Origin of the sequence: Paenibacillus glacialis (genome assembly GCF_001637205.1) — a bacterium.
Classification (GTDB): domain Bacteria; phylum Bacillota; class Bacilli; order Paenibacillales; family Paenibacillaceae; genus Paenibacillus_AQ; species Paenibacillus_AQ glacialis.
Genome location: NZ_LVJH01000074.1, coordinates 130,222 through 153,413, shown reverse-complemented (window position 1 = coordinate 153,413; position 23,192 = coordinate 130,222). Strand labels below are relative to the sequence as shown.

The window sequence follows — 23,192 nt, the reverse complement described above, 5'->3', positions numbered from 1 at the left end:
AGTGGAGAATAAGTGCAAAAAGTATCAGAACTAATTCTCTCGCACACGGATCATATTCAGTTCACGTCAGAGAAAGTAAATTATACCTATGATATTCGGGTGTTCGTTCCAGAGGGAGAGATTCCACCAGGAGGGTATTCGGTTTATTATGTTCTTGATGGTAACTCCTATTTTCAAATCGCACGAGATGTTGTAAAACTTCAATCGCGAAATGCTCCCAAAACACATATCGATCCAGCGATCGTAATTGGAATTGGTCATCAGGAATCAGACTGTTCTCAGAAAAGATTTCATGATTTCACAGCGATTTCGAAGGAATATATTTATCCACCTCGATTAAAGGGAAAGGGAGGTGATCTTGGTTCGCATGGGGGAGCAGAGAACTTCCTCGCCTTTGTCGAAGAGGAATTAAAGCCTTACGTCAAAATGCATTATCCAATCGATGCCTCAAAACAATGCCTGTTCGGTCACTCCTTGGCGGGCTATTTCACACTATGGGTGAAATTCACAAGACCAGAGTTATTCCAAGCTTACCTTAGTTCTAGCCCATCCGTGTGGTGGAACGATCATGAACTGCTGATGTATGCACAGAAATATGCCGTGAATACGACTGTTGCTATTGATAACAATGTACTTATCACTGTTGGAGGAGAAGAAGGATTTATGGTTGAGGATGCAGAGAAGCTGACGCAGGTACTGCAAAAGCATCAACGACCTGTAGAAATGTACACGGCTCTCGAAGAAAACCATTCCTCAGTGGTCCCTTCCGTTATGAGTAGAATGTTCCGATTTGGTTGTTCTCAGGTGAAGGAAGAGTAAAAAGCGCGTGCCGATATTACATCGGTACGCGCTTTTAAATGTAGATTCAATCCTCACTACGCTTAATAAATTCAAGAAACTCTACAATGATTTGAGATATCGCATCTTCTTGAGGCATATGGATAAACTTGCTTAAACGAAGAAAGTCACCTTTAAACAGTTCTATGAGTTCCAACATGGACTCAGGATCATCTTGCCTTGCCGAACGCAGTAAGTCTAGGAATTCGCTGTCTGTGATAGTTTGTGTATCATTTTTCTCTTCCATTTGTTCACCGCCTGTTGACTCATTTGTAGTTGACGAGCGACTTCCGATTCTGTCTGATCTTGGATGTAGAGTTTATAAAGGATGATCTTTCCATAGGGTGGTAAGGGTTCTATGAGCTGCTGAATCAATAATTTATTATCAATAGAAGTGGTAAAGTTTACTGCAGCAGGTTCGACTCCATAGAATGAACATTCCCGGTTTTTAATGATTTTGGCTCGATATTGTAATCGCCATCCAATACGATAAACCTCCGTTTTATAACGCTCATATACACTCTGTTGTGCCTCCAAAAAAACCTCTCCCTTCTATACGTTTTATATCAATTTATGTATAGGGAAATTTGAAACGTATTTCTACAACTAAAACAAGAACAAGTGTTCCTATTTTATTATACCATTTATTTGTAAGTTTTGGTTGTGAAATTAATAAATAGATTGCCTATCAAGTAAATAACGGAAGAAGGGAGTGAGTAATGATGCAGATCACGGACTTGATTTCATTAGTAACTAATGTTGGATTCCCGGTGACACTATGTTTTATTCTTATTCGCTATGTCTTACAGACGATCGGAGAGAAGTTGGACAAGTTAGATATTTCTCTGAATCAACTGGCAGAGACAATTCAATCTATTGAGCGTGCAGAAAAGAAGGAAAGTAAATAAGGCAATAAAAGAAATTTTTATTGCCGGTTGTTTTTTTAAATCGTGAATTACCTATATAAGTGAAGGCACAAACATAAAGAGTAGTAGAGACTTATGTGGCCTATCACGAATGTAGGAGTTGTTGATAATGAAAAAAGTTCTATATGTACCACTAGACGACCGCCCAGTTAATTTGGATGATGTCATTGTACAGGGGAGATCGGCCGGAATTGAAGTCATTACGCCGAGTATTAACGATATTAAGAACCGCTTAGACTCACAAAAAAAAACTTCAGGATCTACGTTACTAGGAACCAGTTCACCCAGCTTTGGAAAAACGTCGAACATTCGGCAATTCATTCTGAATAACGCGTCCTCTGTGGATGGCTTCATTATCTCGACTGATATGCTCGCTTATGGGGGATTAATTGGTAGCAGACGTCTTCGCACAAACGATGAAGGGACATATCCGAACTACGATGCTTCCACGACAAATTTGTTAGACGTTATTCGTGAAGTCAAGCAATGTTATCCGAGCAAGCCAGTCTATGTTCTGGATACCGTTATGCGACTGGCTACATCAGCGTATGTTGAGGGGCAAGATTATGATGCGTATACGGAGTCGCGAAGTTTCAGCCAACAGCCACGACAAAGCTTCACTGATTTCACCGACATCCTTAACGGTTATAATACGAAACCGGACAACACTACTTTTGGGGATACGGTCTATTTCAACAAGGAGCAATATTATAACGCACGACGCCATAAATTTAAGTCGAACTATTATATCCTAGATCAACTTGCCCGGTTGGGTTATATTGACTTCCTTGCGATTGGTGTCGATGATTCCTCTACCCAAGGGGTGCAGGCGAACGAAATTACTTTTATTGAAGGGCGCATCAACGAGTGGCTAGGTGGCGGTAAGGAAGGTCAGAATCCAGATCGAGCCATTATTCTTCCTGACGCAGATGGGTTAGGACATTCGCTCATGGCTCGCATGGCGAACCAATTGTATCGTGGGGGTGCAAAGCTACGCTATATGGTGCAATACTATGGGCCTCATGGTTCAACGATCATTAACACATACGAGTATATGACCGTACATCAAAATATTCAGCGTCACGTTGAAATGATCGGGGGACAATTTGTCACGAGTGGCTCGTATGACCTTGAGATCGTTGCTATTACGGATGCAAATCAAGTATCTAGTTCGGTGAGTCGTATTCAATCTAATAGTAACGCCCGCATCCCGACGATCGTCATTGATTTTGTGGCTAAAGGTGCAGCTAATGCGACGGTAACTGAGGCATTACTCAGCTGTCCATTCACCGGAGGCCTTCTAGGATATAGTGGGTGGAATACCGCAGGGAACAAAATCGGGATTGCACTCGGAATGGGGCAGGCACGTTACGCGTATCTAGTAACTGAAACGCATCCCGTAGCCCTTCATAAGGCAGTGAACGCGCATGGATCGCTTCTGTTCAAACGTTTCTTGAAAGATTACTACTATAAATCTGTAGCCATTGCCGAAATTCGGACTTATTCCAGAAATCATACACTTTACACGAACGTTCTTTACCCTGATCAAAATATGGGATTATTCAACTCAACGAGTGACTACAACCATATGAATATCCTTTTGCGAGATCGGATGCAGACATACATGAACACCCTTGCAGGTAAAAATGCTTTTATGATCGGCTCTACAAGTGCAGCAAGCAATGTACGTGAAATTAGCGGGTCAACGTGGTCTTTTTCAGAATATATGAGTGCTTCGCTTGCGTATGCAAATCCTGATTTTATGTGGGAACGTGTTTTTGAAATCACTTTAAATCCTAAAGTAATGTTAGAATGATGTGTTTCTTTTTAAATGAGCAGTGTTCTGAGAAAAATCCATGTTGTTTTTAATTAAATATGTGAAGTATCTAAGGAAGGCTTGTATGGACCTCAAGATAGAATACTGGGCTAAAGAGACTATAAATGAGTAGTATTTGATAAAAAAAAGTCTAACTTGTACTATGTTTTCAATATCAAGGGGCTTCAGATAGTCGAAAGAGTAACCTAAAATTAAAACTAAATGACTAAACAGATTTGTGAAATCACGGTCGATATAATAGGTATGGGAAAAATGAAGGAGAAAAGCAAACCTCAGATCAGCTAGCGGCAGAGTTAAATCAAGTCAAGGGGTTCACAAAGGACAACTCGAAGCAACGTTACAATATACGAATCTAAGTGATCGGTATAGTGTGAGCAAGTTGGTATGTAATGAGGTTAAAAAAGAAGGTGTAAATATAGAGAAGCTTAAGCAAGCAGTAGCATTTGCTGATCAGATTACGGACGCAGTGGCTTATGTAGATCCGAGCATGAATCATCAAACATCCAGATGGGCACAGTTCAGTGCTTTTAAAGGAGACGCGCATCGAATCATTGTTGATGAAAAGGCAAGTCAAGTAGAAGTGGATCAAGCTCTCTGGTTGTTGATCTACGGTATTACAGAACTCGGACAAAAATATGTATTGGGTGGAGCGCCAGTCATGTTCTAATCGGTTTATCTCCAAGGTTCAGCTCCGCTAGATAACAAAACAAAAAAACGGCATCTCTGCCGTTTTTTTGTTTTGTTGTGAGAAGTTATACTAATATTGTTGATTTCGACATCGTTCGTTGTTTCATGAGAATTTTGTGAGCACCTTTTGATAGAATATGACGAATGTGTTTCTTGATGAAAGGGAGTGGACATCGTGTATCCAATAACAAACAGGATAACAAAAAAAGTGGTTGAATAAAATGGTCTCAATAGGGGTGGTGTTATGCCTATTGCTCTCATATGGAGGGACAGCATTTGCTGAAACGACGAATGTTGGAGCTCGAGACAAGGGTGTCAAACAGCCTTCTGATGTGGTGAGCGTTGATGTGAAGTGTCCAGCAACCGCATCTATACATATGCCTAACAACGGGGCTGTTTTACCTCGTACTTGGACGCAGGTTGGTGGAGGCAGTGTGAATCAACTCGGTTATGAAGCAACCTCACCTGATCTTATTGCGATTAACGAAGAAATATATGCAGCATGGGCAGAAAAAAACGAACAAAATGTCAGTCAAATTTACGTTAAGAAATGGAATGTCAGCACACAAAATTGGGCATTGGTCGAAAGACAATTCTCTAAACGTGAATCCCTATGAAAATGCCAATAAGCCAAAATTGATGTCAAATTTCAGTAGCGGCTACTTTAAAGTTGATCATAAAGATAATATACTAACTAATAACCTCCCTCATTAGGGAGTTATTAGATGATAGTAACAGAATGCATTTGAAAGGAAGTATAGCTATGACGACAGCTCCGAATAAACATAATCTTTATCCAAATGAGAATATTAGAACCGTTTGTTACATTAAGAACTTACCAAGCAGGCCAAATGTTGAGATTGGCGATTATACATATTACAGTGACAATTCCAACTCACCAGAGAACTTCTATGATCATATTCAGCATCATTATGAGTTTCTAGGTGATAAGCTGATTATTGGAAAGTTCTGCGCGATCGCCGAAGGGGTTACTTTTATTATGAACGGTGCTAATCATCGGATGGATGGGTTTACAACATATCCGTTCAATATTTTTGCAGGAGGTTGGGAGAAGGTCACTCCAATGTTAGAAGAGTTGCCTTTCAAAGGCGATACGTTGATTGGCAATGATGTTTGGCTGGGACAGAATGTCACGATTATGCCGGGAGTAACCATTGGGGATGGTGCTATTGTTGCTACGAACTCAACGGTTGTAAGGAACGTTGAACCCTATACCATTGTTGGTGGCAATCCTGCGAGTGTTATTAAAAAACGTTTCAGTGATGAAATGATTACACTTTTGTTGGAGCTTCAATGGTGGAATTGGGATGAGAACAAGTTATTTGATCATCTCGAGCAATTAGTATCCGTTAACGATATTGCCACATTAAAGATGCTATTAAATGATTAATAGGAAACCATCCTGCTTTCGTTTGACAACTACCTTGAACTTATTTTAACGTTAGTAAAATAGAATAAGACTCCCACATATGGGAGAGAATTTGTATTCACTAAACCTATCAGTACAGATTGGAGTCATTCAATTGTATCGCAATTTGGAAGATTGTATTATCGACTTAGAGAAAAATGGGCATTTGGTTCGTATTCGAGAAGAAGTGGATCCTTACCTTGAAATGGCTGCGATTCATATGAAAGTATATGAGGCTGGCGGTCCTGCGTTGTTATTTGAAAATGTAAAAAGTTCGAAGTTCCGAGCGGCTTCCAACTTGTTTGGTACAATAGAGCGCAGCAAGTTTATCTTCCGAAATACCTGGGCATCTGTACAGAATGTAATGGCTCTGCGCGACGATCCTATGAAAGCGTTGAAACAACCTTTTAGAAATATCGGAAATGGATTTGCGGCAATGAAAGCTCTACCTTTGAAAAAGTTTGGGAGTCTTCCGGTAACTGCACAGGAAATTCAAATATCCGATCTTCCACACATCCAACACTGGCCAATGGACGGTGGTGCTTTTATCACATTGCCACAAGTATATTCAGAAGATCCGGAGAAGCCTGGAATTATGAATTCTAATTTAGGTATGTACCGTGTTCAACTGAGTGGTAATGAATATGAAAAGAATAAAGAAATTGGTTTACATTATCAGATTCACCGTGGAATAGGCGTACATCAAGCTAAGGCGAATAAGCTAGGAACGCCTTTGAAAGTGAGTTGTTTTGTAGGAGGTCCTCCCGCGCACACGTTGTCAGCGATCATGCCCTTACCAGAAGGTCTGAGTGAGATGACGGTTGCTGGACTGCTTGCAGGACGGAATTTTCGTTACAGCTATGTTGATGGTTACTGTATCAGTAACGATGCTGATTTTGTAATAACGGGAGAAATTCATCCTGGCGACACGAAACCTGAGGGTCCTTTTGGAGATCATTTGGGTTATTACAGTCTTACCCATCCTTTTCCAGTAATGAAAGTAAATAAAGTGTATGCTAAACCTAATGCCATCTGGCCATTTACCGTTGTGGGTCGTCCACCGCAAGAAGATACTGCCTTTGGTGAACTCATTCATGAGTTAACGGGTGACGCGATCAAACAAGAAATTCCAGGTGTCAAAGAAGTACATGCTGTCGATGCGGCTGGTGTACATCCGTTGCTGTTTGCCATAGGCAGTGAGCGATATACCCCTTACCAGAAAGTGAAACAGCCGACTGAGATACTCACGATAGCCAATCGTATATTAGGTACAGGTCAATTGAGCCTAGCGAAGTATTTATTTATAACGGCTGAAGAAAATCAACCCGTAGACTCGCATCATGAAGTGAATTTTTTAACGTATATTTTGGAACGGATTGATCTTAATCGAGATATTCATTTCTATACTAATACGACCATTGATACGCTTGATTATTCAGGTACGGGTTTAAATAGTGGTAGCAAAGTGGTATTCGCAGCTTATGGAGATAAAAAGAGAGATTTATGCAGAGAAGTTCCCGATGCGTTAAAAGAAATCCGTGGATTCGAAAATGCACAATTAGTGATGCCAGGGATTGTAGTGATTCAAGGGTCTAAATTCATCGATTATAGTCAAGCACAACAAGAGTTACAAGGTTTATCGGATGCTATTCAAGCCAAGGGATCAATCTCATCTTGTCCGATGATTATTCTGAGTGACGACAGCTCATTCATAAGTGCGACAATTCAGAATTTCCTGTGGGTTACATTCACGCGTAGCAACCCTTCCCATGACATTTATGGTGTGAATAGTCGCTATGAGAACAAGCATTGGGCTTGTGATAATGTGATTATTGATGCACGTACCAAGCCTCATCAAGCACCTCCATTAATAGCCGATCCAACGGTAGCAAAAAACATCGAGCGATTATTTGTTAAAGGAGCTAGCTTGGGCGGTTTAAAGATAGAATGAAAAGGGTATAACAGCGGGAGAGACGTTCCAAGTGATTGTTGGTTCTTTACAACTATTTGCAAGATGAAACGGCAGAGATGCCGTTTTTTTGTTTGCGCCTAATCCGAATGAAAGCTGTGCAATGATTCGAAATATTTATCTTTGGGGACGAATTGTAACAGTTGTTTATTTGTAAAAAAGGACTATACAATTCAGAGAATTAAATGCCGATATAAGAGAGTATCACATATCTGAAATATCACAAATTAAATACTTCATAGAATGACTAGGAGGCATATAATGAAAAAGAAAAGTTTAATATTTAAATCAAGCATTGTGTTATCGTTGTTGTTTTTTTTACTCGGGAGTACGATGGCTTATATTTCTTTCGAACGCTTACGAATGCAGCAAGATGAGGAATTGTCGACGATGGAATGGACATTACACAATTTGATGGTTCAGAATATTCCTACGATTGAGAAAGCAAAATCTTTGATCGCTTCAGACAAGCTCTTGAAGGAAGAAAGTATTCAACAATTGCAGCGGCAGTTAGATAGTATGAAAGAAAATCAATTGATAGCGAATAGTTATATTTATATGCCGGATGTGAAGACAAGTGGAGATATTAAAAAGATACAATTACTACTTGGTAACCAAGAATTGTACGACGGGGGTCAGTTACCAGGTACTACCTATGAAGCGAAGGGGGCTTTTGCTTCAGCTTTAGATAAGATGGAGAAAGACGGATATGCATCTTCGGATGTTTATACAGATGAATTAGGGGAATGGGTAAGTGTTGTCAGTGTGATTAACGATGATAATGGGAACAGGATCGCGATATTCGGAGTCGACTTCAACTACGGCGTATTACAGGAAAAGCAAAATTCTCAGCTGAAAATGACGATTATCATTGGAGCAGTTCTTATTATTCTGTTTGTAGCGTTGACCATTTATCTAGTGCGAATTACACTACGCCCTATCAGAAAGTTGTCTGAACTGAGTAGACAGGTAGCAGAGGGAGACCTTTCCGTGAAGATACCTGTTAACAATCAGGATGAGGTTGGAATACTGTCAGATAACTTTAACACGATGATCAGTAATATTCGTCAACTAGTTCTTAACGTACAGACGACATCTTCAAACGTTACAACATCCTCGAGGGCTTTGACGATGAGTGCGGATCAGACTGCAAAGGCATCGGAAGAAATTGCGGATTCTATTCAAGAGGTGGCCACCGGCTCGGAAATACAAATGCAGTCGGCTATGGAAAGCCAAATTGCCATGGAAGAAATGGCTATTGGAATCCAGCGAATTGCGGAGTCCTCATCAAGACTGTCCGAACATGCTAATGAAGTTACAGGAAACGCAGAGCAAGGTAATAAAGTCATTCATCAATCGGTTAATGGAATGGAAGCTATTCATTCGTCGGTATCAGATACCGTGAATATATTGGCTGAGTTGCAGCAGCGTTCTCAAGAAATCGAAAAAATCCTTTCCATTATTACGAATATTGCAAAACAAACAAACTTGCTTGCACTGAATGCTTCTATTGAAGCAGCGAGAGTGGGAGAACACGGGAAAGGGTTCGCTGTTGTCGCAAAAGAAGTTCGGGACCTGGCTGAGTTATCACATAACTCTTCTCAGCAGGTTTCAATTTTGTTAAATGATATCGCTACGAATGTCGATCGTGCTTCGTCAGCTATGAATACAAGCATGAGTCAAGTTACACATGGGATACAATCGGTGTATAAGGCAGGAGAGACGTTCCAAGAGATTGTTGGGGCTCTACATAGCGTCAATGAACAAGTGTATGAAGTATCGGCTGCCTCGGAACAAATGTCCGCTGGAAGCGAGCAGGTAGCTGCTTCACTCGAAGAACTTGCTAGAATAGGCAGAAATGCATCACAAAATTCTCAGAACGTTGCCGCTTCTTCCGAGGAACAAATGGCCATGATGCAAGAGATTTCGAGTTCCGCAACAACCCTTCGTGATATGGCACATGATCTTGAGAAAGAAATCGGAAAGTTTAGATTAGAATAAATAGAGTAGATAATAGCAAGTTGAAACGGCAGAGATGCCGTTTTTTTGCTAGTCAATTCGAAGTGGAGATTGGTACCTTTTTTTAGGTGAAATATTGACGAAACTCCTGTAGCATTGATCAGCAAACAAATATGGGATAGAATGCTTGAAGACCATCTGAATAGATGATGATGTGGGTATCGGTGGATGCGAAGAACAGGGAGGAAGATAGTCATGACTAAAAAGCTATATTACGATTCTACCTATTTGACCGAATGGCAAACAGGCGTCAACAAAACCATGGAAAGAGCAGACGGGTATTATGTCATTCTAGAAGAGACCGCTTTTTATCCGGATGGGGGCGGACAGCCCTGTGATGAAGGTTTTATTAATGGAATTCCTGTGCTTGATGTGATCAGTGAAGGAGATGAAATACTACATAAGCTGGCGCGTCTGCCAGAAGAGACCGAGGTAGTAAATTGCCAGATTAATTGGACCAGAAGATTTGACCATATGCAGCAGCACAGTGGGCAGCATCTGCTCTCGGCAGTGTGCCGTGATCTATATCAGGCAATAACCTTAAGTTTCCATCTGGGTACTGATTCTGCGACTATTGATGTGGAACAACCAGAACTGTCTGCGGATCAACTGACTTGCATCGAAAATGAAGTGAACCGACAAATTTATCTGAACCACAACATCATTAGTTATTTTGTTACGGGGGAAGAAGTAGTTCGCTTACAGCTTGTCAAACAGCCTAAAGTGACAGAAAATATCCGTATTGTTGAAATTAAAGACGTGGAATACAACGCATGCGGAGGGACACATGTCTCGTCAACGGGCGAAATTGGCATGATCAAGTTGATGAAGGCGGACAAGCAGAAGGGGAACACTCGAATTTACTTCAAATGCGGATACCGCGCTTTAGAGGAATTTAATGAAAGCATGCGCATTTTGGGCACTTTGTCTGCCAAATTCAATACGGGTAAAGATGAAATTATTGACCGGGTAGAAAAGTGGGAGAATGAGCAGAGACAGCTTCAGGCCGAGCTGGCTTCTCTTAAGGAGAACAATGATAGTTATGTGGCACAGGAATTGTTATCCAATCGTAAGGGCAGTCTGCTGGCTCATATTTTTGAGGACAAGTCACTTAAAGATTTACAAAACCTAGCGGTTAAGCTGACTGCAGATAGTGATCTGCCGGTACTACTTGCTACTGCTACGGAGAATAAGGTTGTTTTTGCGCATAATGGCAGTTTTGACCCTTCATGTGGGGCGTTCTTCAAAGCAAACTTGGGATCATTCAATGGAAAAGGTGGAGGTAGCGATAAAATGGCACAGGCTGGATTCCCGACCTGGGAGGATGCTTTTACTTTCTATGAATTTACAAGAGAAACACTGAACATCACACATAGTGAGCATTAAAGTTCTAATTGCTGTCTACAAAATCACTAAAGACTGGAAATGGATTGGGGATTATCCCGATCCTTTTCCAGTCTTTTCTCTGCTTGCGGCTTCCGAAATCAGTCACCATGAACTGGAGGAATAGTCGGAAAGTTCTTGTAGTCGGGAATTAAGTTTATGGTTAGTTAGAAACGTGAGTAATAACCTCCCAAACTTGTGGTGGGAGACGATAGATCAAATGGGTTGTAGTTAGGTTTGTGGGGGATTAGAAATTAACTATAATCGATTTGAAGCAAAATAATCAAGGTCCATAATTTTACATATAAAAAATGTGTGCGCTTCCATTGCAGATAAAGCAGGGGGATGTTAAACTTCTAGTCCTAAAGGATAACTATGGAAAGAAGGCAGCTTTGATGAATATAAAGAAATTTTATCATTATCATTTACAACGCAAACTGTTCAATAAAATTTTGGCTATTTACTCATCGATCATCATTATTACGTTGATAGCATCATCAATTACTGTTTATAAGTATTATGAACAAACCATAACCCGCGAACATGTAGATGCCAATCGAGAGGCGCTGGATTACGTAAGTCTGTACATGAATCAGCAATACGAAAGCATTCAATTGGCCATCCAACAAATGTATAGCGATGCATCTTTAAGTGAGGATTTGGCCTATTTCTTGCAACATGATTATGAGGCGTATCTCAAATACCGTTTAAATCGCTATTCAGAAATTGGGAGCTTTCTACCACGCACTTTCGATACTTATTTTAAAAACTATCTGAAGCAGCAAATGGGTGTTGAAAATATCATCTTATACAGTACAGAGAAGGAATTTTATTATTTATATAACAATAATACACGGCAAGTCTACATGAGCGAAATAGATAATGCTGATCAACAAGCGCCCTTACCGAAAAATGGATGGCTCTCGGAAAAAAATAATTCATTTATCAGGAATGAAAGGGGGGATGCTGACAATTTATATACGATGTCTAGGGAAATTAAAGATCCGATTTCATTGAAAACGATTGGTGTGCTCATTATAGATTTTGATTCCAAGTCTATCTCTGAATGGTTAGGATCAAAGCGTACAGAGCAAAATGGGCAACTGCTGGTTCTAACGCCAGTAGGAGATGTCATGTATGACTCGATGAAAGGGTATGGCGGACAGCATTATCCCTATATGGCAGGTCTTTATTCGGACGGCTGGGCTGCACTGGATGAACCATCCAAGGTTTATTTAAATACAACGAATAGCTCAGGTCTTATTGTAGCGGGGATTATTCAAAAGTCACAGATAAATACAGATATGAGTGGTGTACGAAACTGGATTATCGGAATAACGACTACACTTATAATCATAGCAATGGCTTTTACGTACGGTATTATCTTACGTTTTTCTAAAAAAGTAAAGATCATTATTAAAGCAATGAAGCGTTTACAAGAAGGTGATTTAAGCACACGTATTCATCTTCATAGGGAGGATGAATTACAGCTCATTGCCAACAATTTCAACTATATGTGTGAAAGGTTAGAACTGTATATTAATAAAGTGTATATCTCGGAAATTACGCAAAAAAATGCTGAATTGGTTGCTTTTCAATCGCAGATTAATCCGCACTTTTTATATAATACGCTTGAGGTTATTCGAATGAGGGCGATTTCGCAAGGGGCGAAAGATGTAGGCCAGATGATTTACATATTGTCGACATTGTTCCGAAGTATAGTTAAGAAAAGTATGATTGTTACTATCGCCGATGAAATTGAATACTGTAAGCTGTATCTTGAGTTGTTCCAGATTAGACATGAGAATAGGCTCCAAATTGAGTTACAGATAAATGAAGTAGTCATGAATTGCTCTATCGTCAAACTGCTTATTCAACCGATCATTGAGAATTATATTGTTCACGGATTCCGACCTGAGCGTTCCGACAATCTGATTCGAATTGAGGTTGTTGAATCCGATGAGTTAATTCAGATTATTTTAAGTGATAATGGAAAAGGAATTATGCCCAGCAAACTGGCGGAGTTGCAACAAATGCTTCAAGCTAATATAAAAATGGATGCGCTTCCTTCCTCAGTGGGACTGTGTAATGTGAATGAAAGAATTAAAATTTATTATGGAACTGAATATGGATTAGTGATTGCAAGTGAAGTAGATAAAGGAACCACAATCATTTTGAATATACCAGCAGTAAGGGAGATTACGAATCATGCGTAACGTACTTATCGTAGATGACGAACCTTTTATTCTTGAAGGATTACGTTCGGTCATCGAATGGGAAGATTATGGATTAAGAATCGCTGGACAAGCTTGTAATGGAGAAGAAGCTTTAGTATTTTTGCAAAACCATAACGAAGCCATAGACATATTAATTACGGATATTACGATGCCAAAGCTTACGGGACTTGAACTGATTCAACAAGTAAAACTCTTTGATTCCAAAATGAGATTTATTATCTTAAGCGGGTATGAGCAATTTGAGTATTTAAAAGCAGGAATGAGTCTCGGTATTGAAAACTATATTCTTAAACCGATTAATATAAAGGAATTGGAATCGACCATTCAACATATTACTGAAGTCCTGAATCAGGAAGATGTTAATCGATTTCGTGCTATGGGGGATTGGCAAGATCTACGCAACAATATTTTGAATCGCTGGGTGAGCGGAAAGATAGACCCACAAGAGCTACAGCATCGTTCAGAAGTATTGAATATTTCGCTGAACTGTCCATTTTTTACGGTAGCTGCCATTCGACTTATTACGGAACATGAGGGAGATGAAACCCAGCTTAACATGCGACGAAATCAACTCATGGAACAATGTTACCGCATCGCTATGCAGTCCGTAGGTGAGTTGGGGACGGTCTATATATTTGTGGATAGGGAAGGCGATCTTGTTGTAATTATTGCTGAGAATTCTGAAGATGAGAACAAAGAAAGGATATATAGTGTCCTGAAACAAATGCAGTATGAAATTATGCGTGAACTGGAACAGTCCGTCTGGATTACGGTAGGAAGCAAAGAACATCGTTATCAAGATGTCCCGCGAAGTTATGAAAAAGCAAAGAGTTTATATGTAGATCATCTCATGTTGCCTGGCTATCCGATTGTTGATGTGGATCAACTACCGATTATGGATTTACATATGGAGAAGATTGAAATTGATTATGAAGCATTCACTAAATTATTGTTATCTGGAGAGCGGGAGGCAACGAACCAATTTATCGGAGAAACGTTTGAAAAGCTGTTAGGCTGTACGATGTTAACTCGCATAGATACTTACAACGTAGCCATTAAATTAATATTGATCGCAAAAAATATAGAGAAGAATTCTGATTATAGTGCGGTGTTTAATCCATTACTCCGCATAGATACGATCGAGCAGTTGGTTCACCATGTACAGGAGAGTGTGAAAGTGACGCTCGACCAATTATCGTTAGTGGATGATCATTTGAGTGCGAATACGAGATATATGGTTGACCAAGTTAGCAAACACTTTCGAGAAGAGCTATCACTCAAAACGCTCAGTCAGCGAATGGACATGCATCCCAATTATTTGGGACAGCTATTTCAGAAAGAAATGGGGAGTAGTTTCTCTGATTATGTGAATCAGTTTCGAATTGAAAAGGCAAGACAACTGCTGCTTCAAACGACGTTGTTAACCAATGAAATCGCGAACGAAGTAGGGTACTTAGATCCAACCTATTTCTATCGGCAGTTCAAAAAGTCAGTAGGGGTATCCCCGACAGAACTCCGAAATATGTACAAAAAAACAAAAGCTTAGAATCAATAGAGGAGTTCCCATGATCGCGTTCAATAAGGGGTTCACGAGCGTTGGTAAAGAGAAACTTCTCTTTTTTTTATAGTTAGATCTTTAATTTTTACATATGATTATGGAGTTTTTCAACTTTATGAAAACGCTTTTATAGCGCATTATTAAAGATAGTATTAGGGGGCAAGGAAAAAGGGTCTAAAGGGTATGTGGGTTTTATAGGTGATTTTTTTTGGGGGATAGAGAAGGGGGATGTAGAAAAAATGTCTGCATTTTTCAAAAGCTTAAAAAATGATAAAGCTTTGTGGTTTATGGTATTGCCGGGGACATTATGGTTTTTGATTTTCTGTTATTTACCGATGTTTGGAACCATTATTGCGTTCAAGGATTTTAAAATTCATCGGGATGGTTTCTTTGCAAGCGTTTTAAATAGTGAGTGGGTTGGAATTGATAATTTCAAATTTTTATTTTCAACAGAAGATGCCTATCTCATTACAAGAAATACGATTCTTTATAACGTAGCTTTGATCTTTTTGGGTCTTGTTCTGGCGGTTACCATTGCGATCGCATTAAATGAGCTTGTAAACAAAAGGATGGCTAAAGTTTATCAAACAGCGATGTTCATGCCTTACTTTTTGTCTTGGGTCATTATTGGTTTCTTTACGTTCAGCTTCCTAAGTGTAGATAAAGGGATATTGAATCAAATTATTGTTTTCTTTGGAGGCGACCCAGTTTCTTGGTATGCGGATTCACGCTTCTGGCCATTTATCATCATATTTATGGGGATTTGGAAATCAATTGGTTATTCAAGCGTAGTTTACTTAGCCGCAATTGCGGGCATCGACAAGTCTTACTATGAAGCGGCTATGATTGATGGTGCCAGTAAATGGCAGCAAATTAAATATATTACGCTTCCTTTACTTAAACCATTAATGATCATTCTAACCATCCTAGCGATTGGCGGTATCTTTAGATCTGACTTCGGTTTGTTCTATCAAATCCCACGGGATTCCGGTGCTATATACTCGGTGACGAATGTTATCGATACGTATATCTACCGAAGCATGAGTACAACAGGTAACCTAGGTATGAGTACAGCAGCAGGATTATATCAATCGGTTGTAGGCTTTATCTTAGTTATGTTGACAAATTATATTGTGAAGAAGATCAGCAAAGAAAACGCTATATTCTAGAAAGGAAGGCAGTGACGTTATGAGGATATTCAAGCCTAAGGAAAAAGAAGTCGACAACAACGCCATTTCTTCCTTTTGGAATGTGGTATTAAACATTATGATTGGATTGTTTGCCTTTACTTGTGTGTTTCCGTTTTTGTTTGTCATTGCAATTTCTTTTACAGATGAGAAGGTACTCGCTATAAATGGCTTTAGCTTAATACCAGATAAATTTAGTATGGCGGCTTATGAGTTTGTCTTTAGCACGGGTGATCAATTGCTTCGTTCATTGGGAGTCACATTGACGGTTACTGTCATAGGAACGATCATTAGCTTAATTTTAATTACAACCTATGCCTATGTCCTTTCGAGAAGAACGTTCCGTTATCGTAATTTTTTCAGCTTTTTCGCATTCTTTACGATGTTATTTTCAGGCGGAATGGTTCCAAACTATATCGTGGCTACACAATTTTTACATCTATACAATACGATTTGGGCTTTGATATTACCGATTGCGATGAATGCATTCTTTATTCTTGTAATGCGTACATTCTTCCTGACGACAGTGCCTGATGCACTAGTTGAAGCTGCGAAGATTGATGGCTCCGGGGAATTACGGACGTTCGTACAAATTGTACTTCCGATTTCATTGCCGGGTATTGCAACCATCGGATTGTTCTGTACGCTTGGCTATTGGAATGATTGGTTTAATGCACTGTTGTATATTGATGATGCGAAGCTTGTACCGCTTCAAGCCATGCTAATGCGTATTCAGAATAATATGGAGTTCGTTATTCAGAACAGTATGCAGATGGGATCAAGTTTTGAGATTGCAGCGACAATGCCGAAGGAAACGGTTCGTATGGCGATGGTTGTACTTGCTACATTGCCGATTGCTTTAGCTTATCCGTTCTTCCAAAAGTATTTCGTTCAAGGCTTAACAGTCGGTTCTTTGAAGGAATAACACTTCTAAGTTGTATTTATTCGTATTCCTTTTTGAGGAATCGATATAAATAAAGAGTTCATCAATCTATTAGGGGGAAAATAGAAATGAAAGTGAAAAAAAGTTTAACGCTCGCTCTTGTTGGAACAATGCTTTTTTCTGGTCTTCTTGCTGGATGTGGTTCGAACAATAAAACGAAAGAAGAAGCTACAACGGCACATCCATCAGGATTAAAGCCTTATGAGTTGAAGATGTATTTAATTGGTGGACCACAAAAGGATTTGAATCTTGTATTGGGCGAAATTAATAAATATACAAAAGAAAAAATTAATGCAACCTTGGATATTACCATGTTTGATTGGGGCGATTACGACAAGAAGATGCAAGTCATTACAGCTTCTGGTGAGCCGTATGACATCGCATTTACAGCATCTTGGACGAATGATTTCCGCCGTAATGCAGCTAATGGAACTTTCATGGGATTGAATGATTTATTAGATAAATATGGAAAAGAAACTAAAGCAGCTTTGGATCCCCGTTTCTTAGAAGGGACTAAAATTAAAGGTGAAATCTACGGCGTTCCTGTAAATAAGGAGCTAGGGCAGCAATGGGTATGGCGCTTCAATAAGAAATATCTAGATAAATACAAGATGGATATTTCTAATGTACGTACATTGGAAGATCTAGAGCCGTTACTTAAAACGATTAAAGCGAGCGAGCCTGGTAATATTACACCGCTAGCTGTTGCTAAGAACTATAAACCATACCTACCATTTGACTATGTATTAGGTGATGAATTGCCAATTGGTGTGTACATGGATTCCAAAGATGGCAAGGTCGTTAACGTCCTTGAAACACCTGAATTGGAACAATCGTTAGACACCATGCGTAGATTCTACCAAGCTGGTTACTTACGTCCAGATGTAGCGACACTCGATGGTATTGACAACATAAAAACAGGTCAATGGTTTGCAGATCGTGAAATTACACAGCCTTATGCCGATAAGGGTTGGTCTCGTCCAGCAGGCTACGAAATTGTATCTTCACCGATGCATGATCCTTATGTGTATACGCAGTCTGCAGCAGGTTCCATGCATGGTATTTCAGTAACATCAGGTGACCCTGATCGTGCGATGATGTTCTTGAATCTCTTGAATACAGATAAATATTTACGTAATTTGATCAACTATGGTATCGAAGGCACACATTATAAGAAAATTTCTGAAAATGTCATTGAAGATCTACCTGCAATGAAGGATAGTTATGCCATGCCTGGCTTCTCGCTTGGAAATATGTACCTGACTTATCTGCATGCGGATGAGCCTGCTGATAAATGGGATGCTTTCAAGAAGTTTAATGATTCAGCAACAGAGGCACCTACATTCGGTTTTGCATTTGATTCAACACCTGTAAAAACAGAAGTAGCAGCAATCAATAACGTATCTAAAGAATTTATTCCTGCACTATTCACAGGGTCTGTAGATCCTAAAGTTTATCTGCCAAAAGCAACAAAGAAATTCAAAGAAGCAGGACTTGATAAAGTAATCGCAGAAGTTCAAAAGCAATTTGATGAATGGAAAGCAACAAAGAAATAATGCTATGTAACGTAATCCATAATGATTAATGGCAACGGGCAGCATAGCTGTCCGTTTGCTCTATGTGAATTGAGAACTGAATTGGAATACCAATATAACTTTGAAATTAATCCCATTTATATAATATGAAGGAGTGAAGATATGGAACAATTTAGACTACCAACCATTTCAATGCCGAAGTTTCCACTTCCGCAGGCTATTCAAGAAGTATTGAACGAGGCAGAAGAGAAGTTAGCTCACCGCCCTAAACTGTTGAAGCAGTTCAAGAACTGCTTCCCGAATACACTAGAGACGACAACTAAGCTCATGGATGACGGAACGACGTTCGTGATCACCGGAGATATCCCGGCTTCGTGGCTACGAGACTCTGTGGAGCAGGTCATGCATTACATCCCATTTGCTAAGAATGATGTTGATCTTCAGCGCATTATTGGAGGGTTAATCAAGCGTCATATTCAATATATTCATATTGACCCATACGCGAATGCATTCAATGAGACGGCTAATGATTGGCATTGGAGCACGGCCGATATTACGGAGATGTCCCCATGGGTGTGGGAACGTAAATTCGAGATTGATTCTCTCTGTTTCACCATGCGTCTAGCGCACGCTTATTGGAAAGAAACAGGATTGACGGATATATTCGACGCCGGATTTAAGGCAGCGATGGTCAAGATATACGATTTGTTTAGAACCGAGCAGCGCCATTTCGAATTATCACCTTACCGTTTTACGCGTAATAACGGCATTCCTGAAGACACATTGCGTAACAACGGACTTGGTATGCCTGTCAATTATACAGGTATGGTCTGGTCTGGGTTCCGGTCGAGCGATGATGCTTGTGACTTTCATTACAACATTCCAGGGAATATGTTCGCTGTTGTTGCGTTACGTCAGATGCAGGACATTATGGAATGGGTATTCCGAGATATCGGATTTCTGGAAGAGCTTAAAGCACTGGAAGCGGATATTGATCACGGGATCCAGTTATATGGTATCTACCGTCATCCGACATTCGGACCGATCTATGCTTACGAGACAGATGGTTTTGGCAACTACTGCTTGATGGATGATGCCGGAACACCTGGGCTCATGTCAATCCCTTATCTTGGATATGTCACGGCAGATGATGAAATCTATCAGAATACGAGACGTTTTGCCTTGAGCAAGGAGAATCCTTTTTATTTTGAGGGTACAGCGGCTAAAGGCATCGGCAGCCCCCATACTCCGAAGGGATATATATGGCATATGGCTTTGTCCATGCAAGGGTTGACGGCTTCGACAAAGGAAGAGAAGTTGGAAATGATTGCAATGTTAGAGGCGACAGATGCAGACACAGGATTTATGCACGAAGGATTTCATGTCGATGATCCGAATCAATTCACGAGAAAATGGTTTGCTTGGTCCAATAGTCTGTTCTCCCAGCTTGTGTATAAATCTATGAAGGATGGTCTTCTATGAATAGACCGATCGTGATATTTTACGATTCTGAGTTTCCGATCTCTGGATCAATACCTAAGCATGCTATCGAATCTATGAGTCGGTTCGGCACTATTGTGGATGGGGATCAGCTTGCAGAAACACTTCGGGAAACCGAAGGTGGTTGTTTCATCAACCTACACGCTCCTTATTTTCCTAAATTGGCATGGATAGACATTCTTGACTATTTGAAAAGAGGCGGTGGGCTACTCAGCATCGGTGGTGCGCCATTCAAACATCCGGTTCGTCGGGTTGATGGGCAATGGCATGTAGAGGAGGAACAGACTTCTTATCATCAGCAGTTGTATATCCATGAGGCTCTACGCGTTGAGTGTTCACGCATCCACTCACTGGCTGCATCGGATGTAATTCCACTGCTTAAGGGTCAGGAATCCCTGTTCATGGCGAGTACCGACACATGGAACCTTGTACCACATACCACTAAGACCAGCGATCTACCACATCAAATGGGGTCCTCGGGTCCGATGAGTACACGTATTTATCCGCTACTGAAGGGACTTATGCAAGACGGTCGGGAAACGGCTGCTCCAGTAGTACTTTGGGAGAATACGCTCGGTTTGTTTGCAGGTTCACGCTGGCTGTTCTTAAATATACCAGCGACTTCTCTTTTATGGGAACAAGAGGGTCTATCCGCGATCTACACATGGGCCGAATTCTGCGCCAAGGGCGTTACAGAGATCTGGATTAAGCCGAATTACGGGTCCTATGAGTCAGGAGAACGCGCCTCGCTGACACTTCAGATCCAGCAGCTTGAACGGGTGATGCCATCTTCCAAGAAAGAAGAAACGTGGAAGTTTACGGTTATGGTAGAGCATGAAGAAGATGCGTCCCTGCGCTGGTCACACAACTTGGAGATGAAGGCTAATGCTGAACTGAACATTGTTCGTATTCCTGTTCCTCTAGAAATCAGCAGTGGTATGTACCGGATAGTATGCCGAGCAGAATCCAATGATGGTGAAATTCGGATTCTGCGTCAAGGTTTCTGGGGCCATGCTCCTGAGCTGCTGGCAGCAGGAGAACCAGTAACGACTGGAAGAGATTATTTCATAAAGGGTGGACGTCCTCTACCTGTAGTAGGCATGACCTATATGACCAGTGATGTAGCACGGAAATTTCTATTCCTTCCGAACGTCGGTGTATGGGATCGTGATATGGGTCAGATGCGCAAGGCAGGGATTAACTGGATTCGCACAGGTATATGGACGGCTTATCGTAATGTGATGCAAGACGATGGTCATATCTCAGAAGATGTATTGCGGGCGATTGATGCCTTTATCATGACTGCGAAGAAGCACGACCTTCAGGTGACTTTTACGTTCTTCTCTTTCACCCCGGAAACGTGGGGAGGGGTAAACCCGTATCTGGACCCACTAAGTGTGGAAGCCCAGAAGCGATTCATCCGTTCTATCGTTTCTCGTCATAAAGACACTTCGAATGTAGACTGGGATCTGATTAATGAGCCGTCGATGTTTGATCCGGCACGTATTTTCTCAAATGGTCCGAGTTCATGTCATGATCGCTTTGAAAGCCAAGCTTTCGTAGCGTGGCTAGAAGCGAGACATAGCATGATCGAAGTGCTTCAGGAACGCTGGAACATGACACCGGATGAACTTCCGAGCTTTGCTTCGGCACAGCTTCCAGAAGCAGGAGAGATTAACTTCGATGTACAGGATATGCACAATGCGAAGAGGGGAACACGTTGGCTTGATTACTGTCTGTTCTCAATGGATATGCATAATCGCTGGGCGAAGCAGTTAAATGACACCATCAAGGAACAATGTCCAGGGCATATGGTAACGGTTGGCCAGGATGAAGGTCTTGGTGCGCAACGACCTTCACCGTTCTTCTATGAAGAAGCGGTAGATTACACAACGGTACATTCCTGGTGGTTTAATGATTATCTGATGTGGGATGGTATCTTCGCGAAGACACCGAACAAGCCAAACCTAATTCAGGAGACAGGCGTCATGTACGTCGAAACCCCTGATGGACGGGCCAAACGTTCGGAGCAAGAGCTACGTAATCTGCTGGAACGTAAGTACGCTTACGCCTTTGGGACTGCCGGAGCCGGAGCAGTGCACTGGATATGGAACACCAATTTCTATATGGATAATGCGAATGAGTCCCATATTGGGGCACTGAGAGCCGATGGAACCGAGAAGCCGGAGGCGAACGTATCTTATGATTTCGGTCAGTTTATAGAAGGTATCCGTGATGTGTTTGGTGATCGGAAGCTGGAAGAGATTGCTGCGGTGTTCCCTTATTCCAACGACTTCTCAAATCGTAAGTTGGCCTTTGCTGCTACAACGCAGCTTACCCGTATTCTTGCGTATGATCTTAAAGTGCCTTTCCGAGGCGCTTCTGAATACCATCTGGATGACTTGGAAAAGAATCCAGTGAAACTAATAATGCTACCAAGCGCGCACAACTTTGACGATATGGCGATGGAACAGCTCATCCGTATTGTTGAGCAGACCGGAGCGGTGTTACTTGCCACCGGCCCACTCAGCATTGATGCTTACTGGCGCCCGTCGGAGCGCCTGAGCGATATCCTCGGTAAGCACGAGCTACGCAACGTGCGCCGCGAAGAAGTGCTTGATCTGCAGGGCCAAGCACTGCCCGTCTCTTTCGGTCACCGCCGGATTGCTGAGGTGACAAAGGAAGCACCCGTTCACGGATCAATAGATAACTCCATGGGAGATTCCGTCGTGAACATTCCGCTTGGTAAGGGCAGGCTCATTTGGAGCCCGCTACCCGTTGAACTGAGTGATCGGAGTGACACTACGACTGCGCTATATCGCTACGCGATGGAGGCTGCTGGTGTGGAGCGTGACTTTGAATGGCTTAGCGGTGGGAACTTGCCTGGCGTCTACGGACGCAAGTTGAGCTTCGCTAGCGGCGCGCTCTTCACCTTCGTATCGGAGTATGCCTTGGATGCGAAGGTCGAGGTGAAGGACCCGCTCACCGGTCGGACCTATACGTTCCTGCTGGAACAGGAACGTTCTGTCCTCTTCGCCACGGACATAACGGGAGCCCTGATGGGTGTCTATCGCCCACAGGAAGTCGAAATCAACGTAACATAATCATCTCTCGTTTCTACATAAAGATTCTGCGTAGAACGTAC

Annotated in this window: 18 protein-coding genes; 17 read left to right on the top strand and 1 reads right to left on the bottom strand. The window is 41.3% G+C overall.

The window, feature by feature from the left end; genetic code table 11:
* Nucleotides 1-12: 12 nt before the first annotated feature.
* Complete coding sequence (locus PGLA_RS26015; RefSeq protein ID WP_245700366.1) at nucleotides 13-819, top strand: alpha/beta hydrolase; 807 nt, start codon at nucleotides 13-15, stop codon at nucleotides 817-819.
* A gap of 46 nt (nucleotides 820-865) precedes the next feature.
* Here PGLA_RS26015 and PGLA_RS27750 read toward each other — a convergent pair whose 3' ends face one another.
* Complete coding sequence (locus PGLA_RS27750; protein ID WP_068538106.1) at nucleotides 866-1,084, bottom strand: hypothetical protein; 219 nt, start codon at nucleotides 1,082-1,084, stop codon at nucleotides 866-868.
* 472 nt (nucleotides 1,085-1,556) lie between these two features.
* On the opposite strand from PGLA_RS27750, the gene PGLA_RS26000 reads away from it, so the two are divergent.
* From PGLA_RS26000 to PGLA_RS25930, 16 genes are all read left to right on the top strand, one after another.
* Nucleotides 1,557-1,745 carry a hypothetical protein gene (locus tag PGLA_RS26000; protein ID WP_425415423.1) on the top strand — a complete coding sequence of 63 codons (189 nt, stop codon included), beginning with the start codon at nucleotides 1,557-1,559 and terminating at the stop codon, nucleotides 1,743-1,745.
* Between the two features lie 127 nt (nucleotides 1,746-1,872).
* Nucleotides 1,873-3,579 carry a DUF4127 family protein gene (locus PGLA_RS25995; RefSeq protein ID WP_068538104.1) on the top strand — a complete coding sequence of 569 codons (1,707 nt, stop codon included), beginning with the start codon at nucleotides 1,873-1,875 and terminating at the stop codon, nucleotides 3,577-3,579.
* Nucleotides 3,580-3,970: 391 nt separating this feature from the next.
* A complete protein-coding gene (locus PGLA_RS25990) occupies nucleotides 3,971-4,267 on the top strand; it encodes a hypothetical protein (RefSeq protein WP_068538103.1) in 297 nt (98 codons plus the stop codon).
* A 241-nt stretch (nucleotides 4,268-4,508) separates the two neighbouring features.
* Complete coding sequence (locus PGLA_RS25985) at nucleotides 4,509-4,904, top strand: hypothetical protein (protein ID WP_068538102.1); 396 nt, start codon at nucleotides 4,509-4,511, stop codon at nucleotides 4,902-4,904.
* A gap of 146 nt (nucleotides 4,905-5,050) precedes the next feature.
* Entirely contained in the window at nucleotides 5,051-5,698 is a 648-nt protein-coding gene (locus tag PGLA_RS25980; RefSeq protein WP_068538101.1) for a Vat family streptogramin A O-acetyltransferase, read from the top strand.
* A gap of 133 nt (nucleotides 5,699-5,831) precedes the next feature.
* Nucleotides 5,832-7,667 carry a UbiD family decarboxylase gene (locus tag PGLA_RS25975; protein WP_068538193.1) on the top strand — a complete coding sequence of 612 codons (1,836 nt, stop codon included), beginning with the start codon at nucleotides 5,832-5,834 and terminating at the stop codon, nucleotides 7,665-7,667.
* A gap of 279 nt (nucleotides 7,668-7,946) precedes the next feature.
* On the top strand, nucleotides 7,947-9,686 hold the full coding sequence (locus PGLA_RS25970; protein WP_068538100.1) for a methyl-accepting chemotaxis protein: 1,740 nt from the start codon (nucleotides 7,947-7,949) through the stop codon (nucleotides 9,684-9,686).
* A gap of 213 nt (nucleotides 9,687-9,899) precedes the next feature.
* Nucleotides 9,900-11,090: an alanyl-tRNA editing protein gene (locus PGLA_RS25965; RefSeq protein ID WP_068538099.1), complete on the top strand. Its 1,191-nt coding sequence runs from the start codon at nucleotides 9,900-9,902 to the stop codon at nucleotides 11,088-11,090.
* Nucleotides 11,080-11,214, top strand: a complete 135-nt coding sequence (locus PGLA_RS29520) for a hypothetical protein (RefSeq protein WP_281197480.1) — start codon at nucleotides 11,080-11,082, stop codon at nucleotides 11,212-11,214. The genes PGLA_RS25965 and PGLA_RS29520 overlap by 11 nt, the downstream gene beginning before the upstream one ends.
* 268 nt (nucleotides 11,215-11,482) lie before the next feature.
* Complete coding sequence (locus tag PGLA_RS25960; protein WP_068538098.1) at nucleotides 11,483-13,303, top strand: sensor histidine kinase; 1,821 nt, start codon at nucleotides 11,483-11,485, stop codon at nucleotides 13,301-13,303.
* Entirely contained in the window at nucleotides 13,296-14,870 is a 1,575-nt protein-coding gene (locus tag PGLA_RS25955) for a response regulator (protein ID WP_068538097.1), read from the top strand. Before PGLA_RS25960 ends, PGLA_RS25955 begins: the two co-directional genes overlap by 8 nt.
* A gap of 251 nt (nucleotides 14,871-15,121) precedes the next feature.
* Complete coding sequence (locus tag PGLA_RS25950; RefSeq protein WP_068538096.1) at nucleotides 15,122-16,051, top strand: ABC transporter permease; 930 nt, start codon at nucleotides 15,122-15,124, stop codon at nucleotides 16,049-16,051.
* A gap of 19 nt (nucleotides 16,052-16,070) precedes the next feature.
* Nucleotides 16,071-16,994 carry a carbohydrate ABC transporter permease gene (locus PGLA_RS25945; protein ID WP_068538095.1) on the top strand — a complete coding sequence of 308 codons (924 nt, stop codon included), beginning with the start codon at nucleotides 16,071-16,073 and terminating at the stop codon, nucleotides 16,992-16,994.
* Nucleotides 16,995-17,080: 86 nt separating this feature from the next.
* On the top strand, nucleotides 17,081-18,568 hold the full coding sequence (locus PGLA_RS25940; protein WP_068538094.1) for an ABC transporter substrate-binding protein: 1,488 nt from the start codon (nucleotides 17,081-17,083) through the stop codon (nucleotides 18,566-18,568).
* A 141-nt stretch (nucleotides 18,569-18,709) separates the two neighbouring features.
* Nucleotides 18,710-20,029 carry a glycoside hydrolase family 125 protein gene (locus PGLA_RS25935; protein ID WP_068538093.1) on the top strand — a complete coding sequence of 440 codons (1,320 nt, stop codon included), beginning with the start codon at nucleotides 18,710-18,712 and terminating at the stop codon, nucleotides 20,027-20,029.
* Nucleotides 20,026-23,151 carry a beta-galactosidase gene (locus tag PGLA_RS25930; RefSeq protein ID WP_068538092.1) on the top strand — a complete coding sequence of 1,042 codons (3,126 nt, stop codon included), beginning with the start codon at nucleotides 20,026-20,028 and terminating at the stop codon, nucleotides 23,149-23,151. The genes PGLA_RS25935 and PGLA_RS25930 overlap by 4 nt, the downstream gene beginning before the upstream one ends.
* Nucleotides 23,152-23,192 lie beyond the last annotated feature (41 nt).

What these genes read in the sequence shown, in the direction of transcription:
- PGLA_RS25985 (WP_068538102.1), top strand. Translation starts at nt 4,509, where the DNA reads ATGGTCTCAATAGGGGTGGTGTTATGCCTATTGCTCTCATATGGAGGG.
- PGLA_RS25960 (WP_068538098.1), top strand. Translation starts at nt 11,483, where the DNA reads ATGAATATAAAGAAATTTTATCATTATCATTTACAACGCAAACTGTTC.
- PGLA_RS25995 (WP_068538104.1), top strand. Translation starts at nt 1,873, where the DNA reads ATGAAAAAAGTTCTATATGTACCACTAGACGACCGCCCAGTTAATTTG.
- PGLA_RS25965 (WP_068538099.1), top strand. Translation starts at nt 9,900, where the DNA reads ATGACTAAAAAGCTATATTACGATTCTACCTATTTGACCGAATGGCAA.
- PGLA_RS25950 (WP_068538096.1), top strand. Translation starts at nt 15,122, where the DNA reads ATGTCTGCATTTTTCAAAAGCTTAAAAAATGATAAAGCTTTGTGGTTT.
- PGLA_RS25940 (WP_068538094.1), top strand. Translation starts at nt 17,081, where the DNA reads ATGAAAGTGAAAAAAAGTTTAACGCTCGCTCTTGTTGGAACAATGCTT.
- PGLA_RS25930 (WP_068538092.1), top strand. Translation starts at nt 20,026, where the DNA reads ATGAATAGACCGATCGTGATATTTTACGATTCTGAGTTTCCGATCTCT.
- PGLA_RS25980 (WP_068538101.1), top strand. Translation starts at nt 5,051, where the DNA reads ATGACGACAGCTCCGAATAAACATAATCTTTATCCAAATGAGAATATT.
- PGLA_RS26000 (WP_425415423.1), top strand. Translation starts at nt 1,557, where the DNA reads ATGATGCAGATCACGGACTTGATTTCATTAGTAACTAATGTTGGATTC.
- PGLA_RS27750 (WP_068538106.1), bottom strand. Translation starts at nt 1,084, where the DNA reads ATGGAAGAGAAAAATGATACACAAACTATCACAGACAGCGAATTCCTA.
- PGLA_RS25955 (WP_068538097.1), top strand. Translation starts at nt 13,296, where the DNA reads ATGCGTAACGTACTTATCGTAGATGACGAACCTTTTATTCTTGAAGGA.
- PGLA_RS25970 (WP_068538100.1), top strand. Translation starts at nt 7,947, where the DNA reads ATGAAAAAGAAAAGTTTAATATTTAAATCAAGCATTGTGTTATCGTTG.
- PGLA_RS25935 (WP_068538093.1), top strand. Translation starts at nt 18,710, where the DNA reads ATGGAACAATTTAGACTACCAACCATTTCAATGCCGAAGTTTCCACTT.
- PGLA_RS25945 (WP_068538095.1), top strand. Translation starts at nt 16,071, where the DNA reads ATGAGGATATTCAAGCCTAAGGAAAAAGAAGTCGACAACAACGCCATT.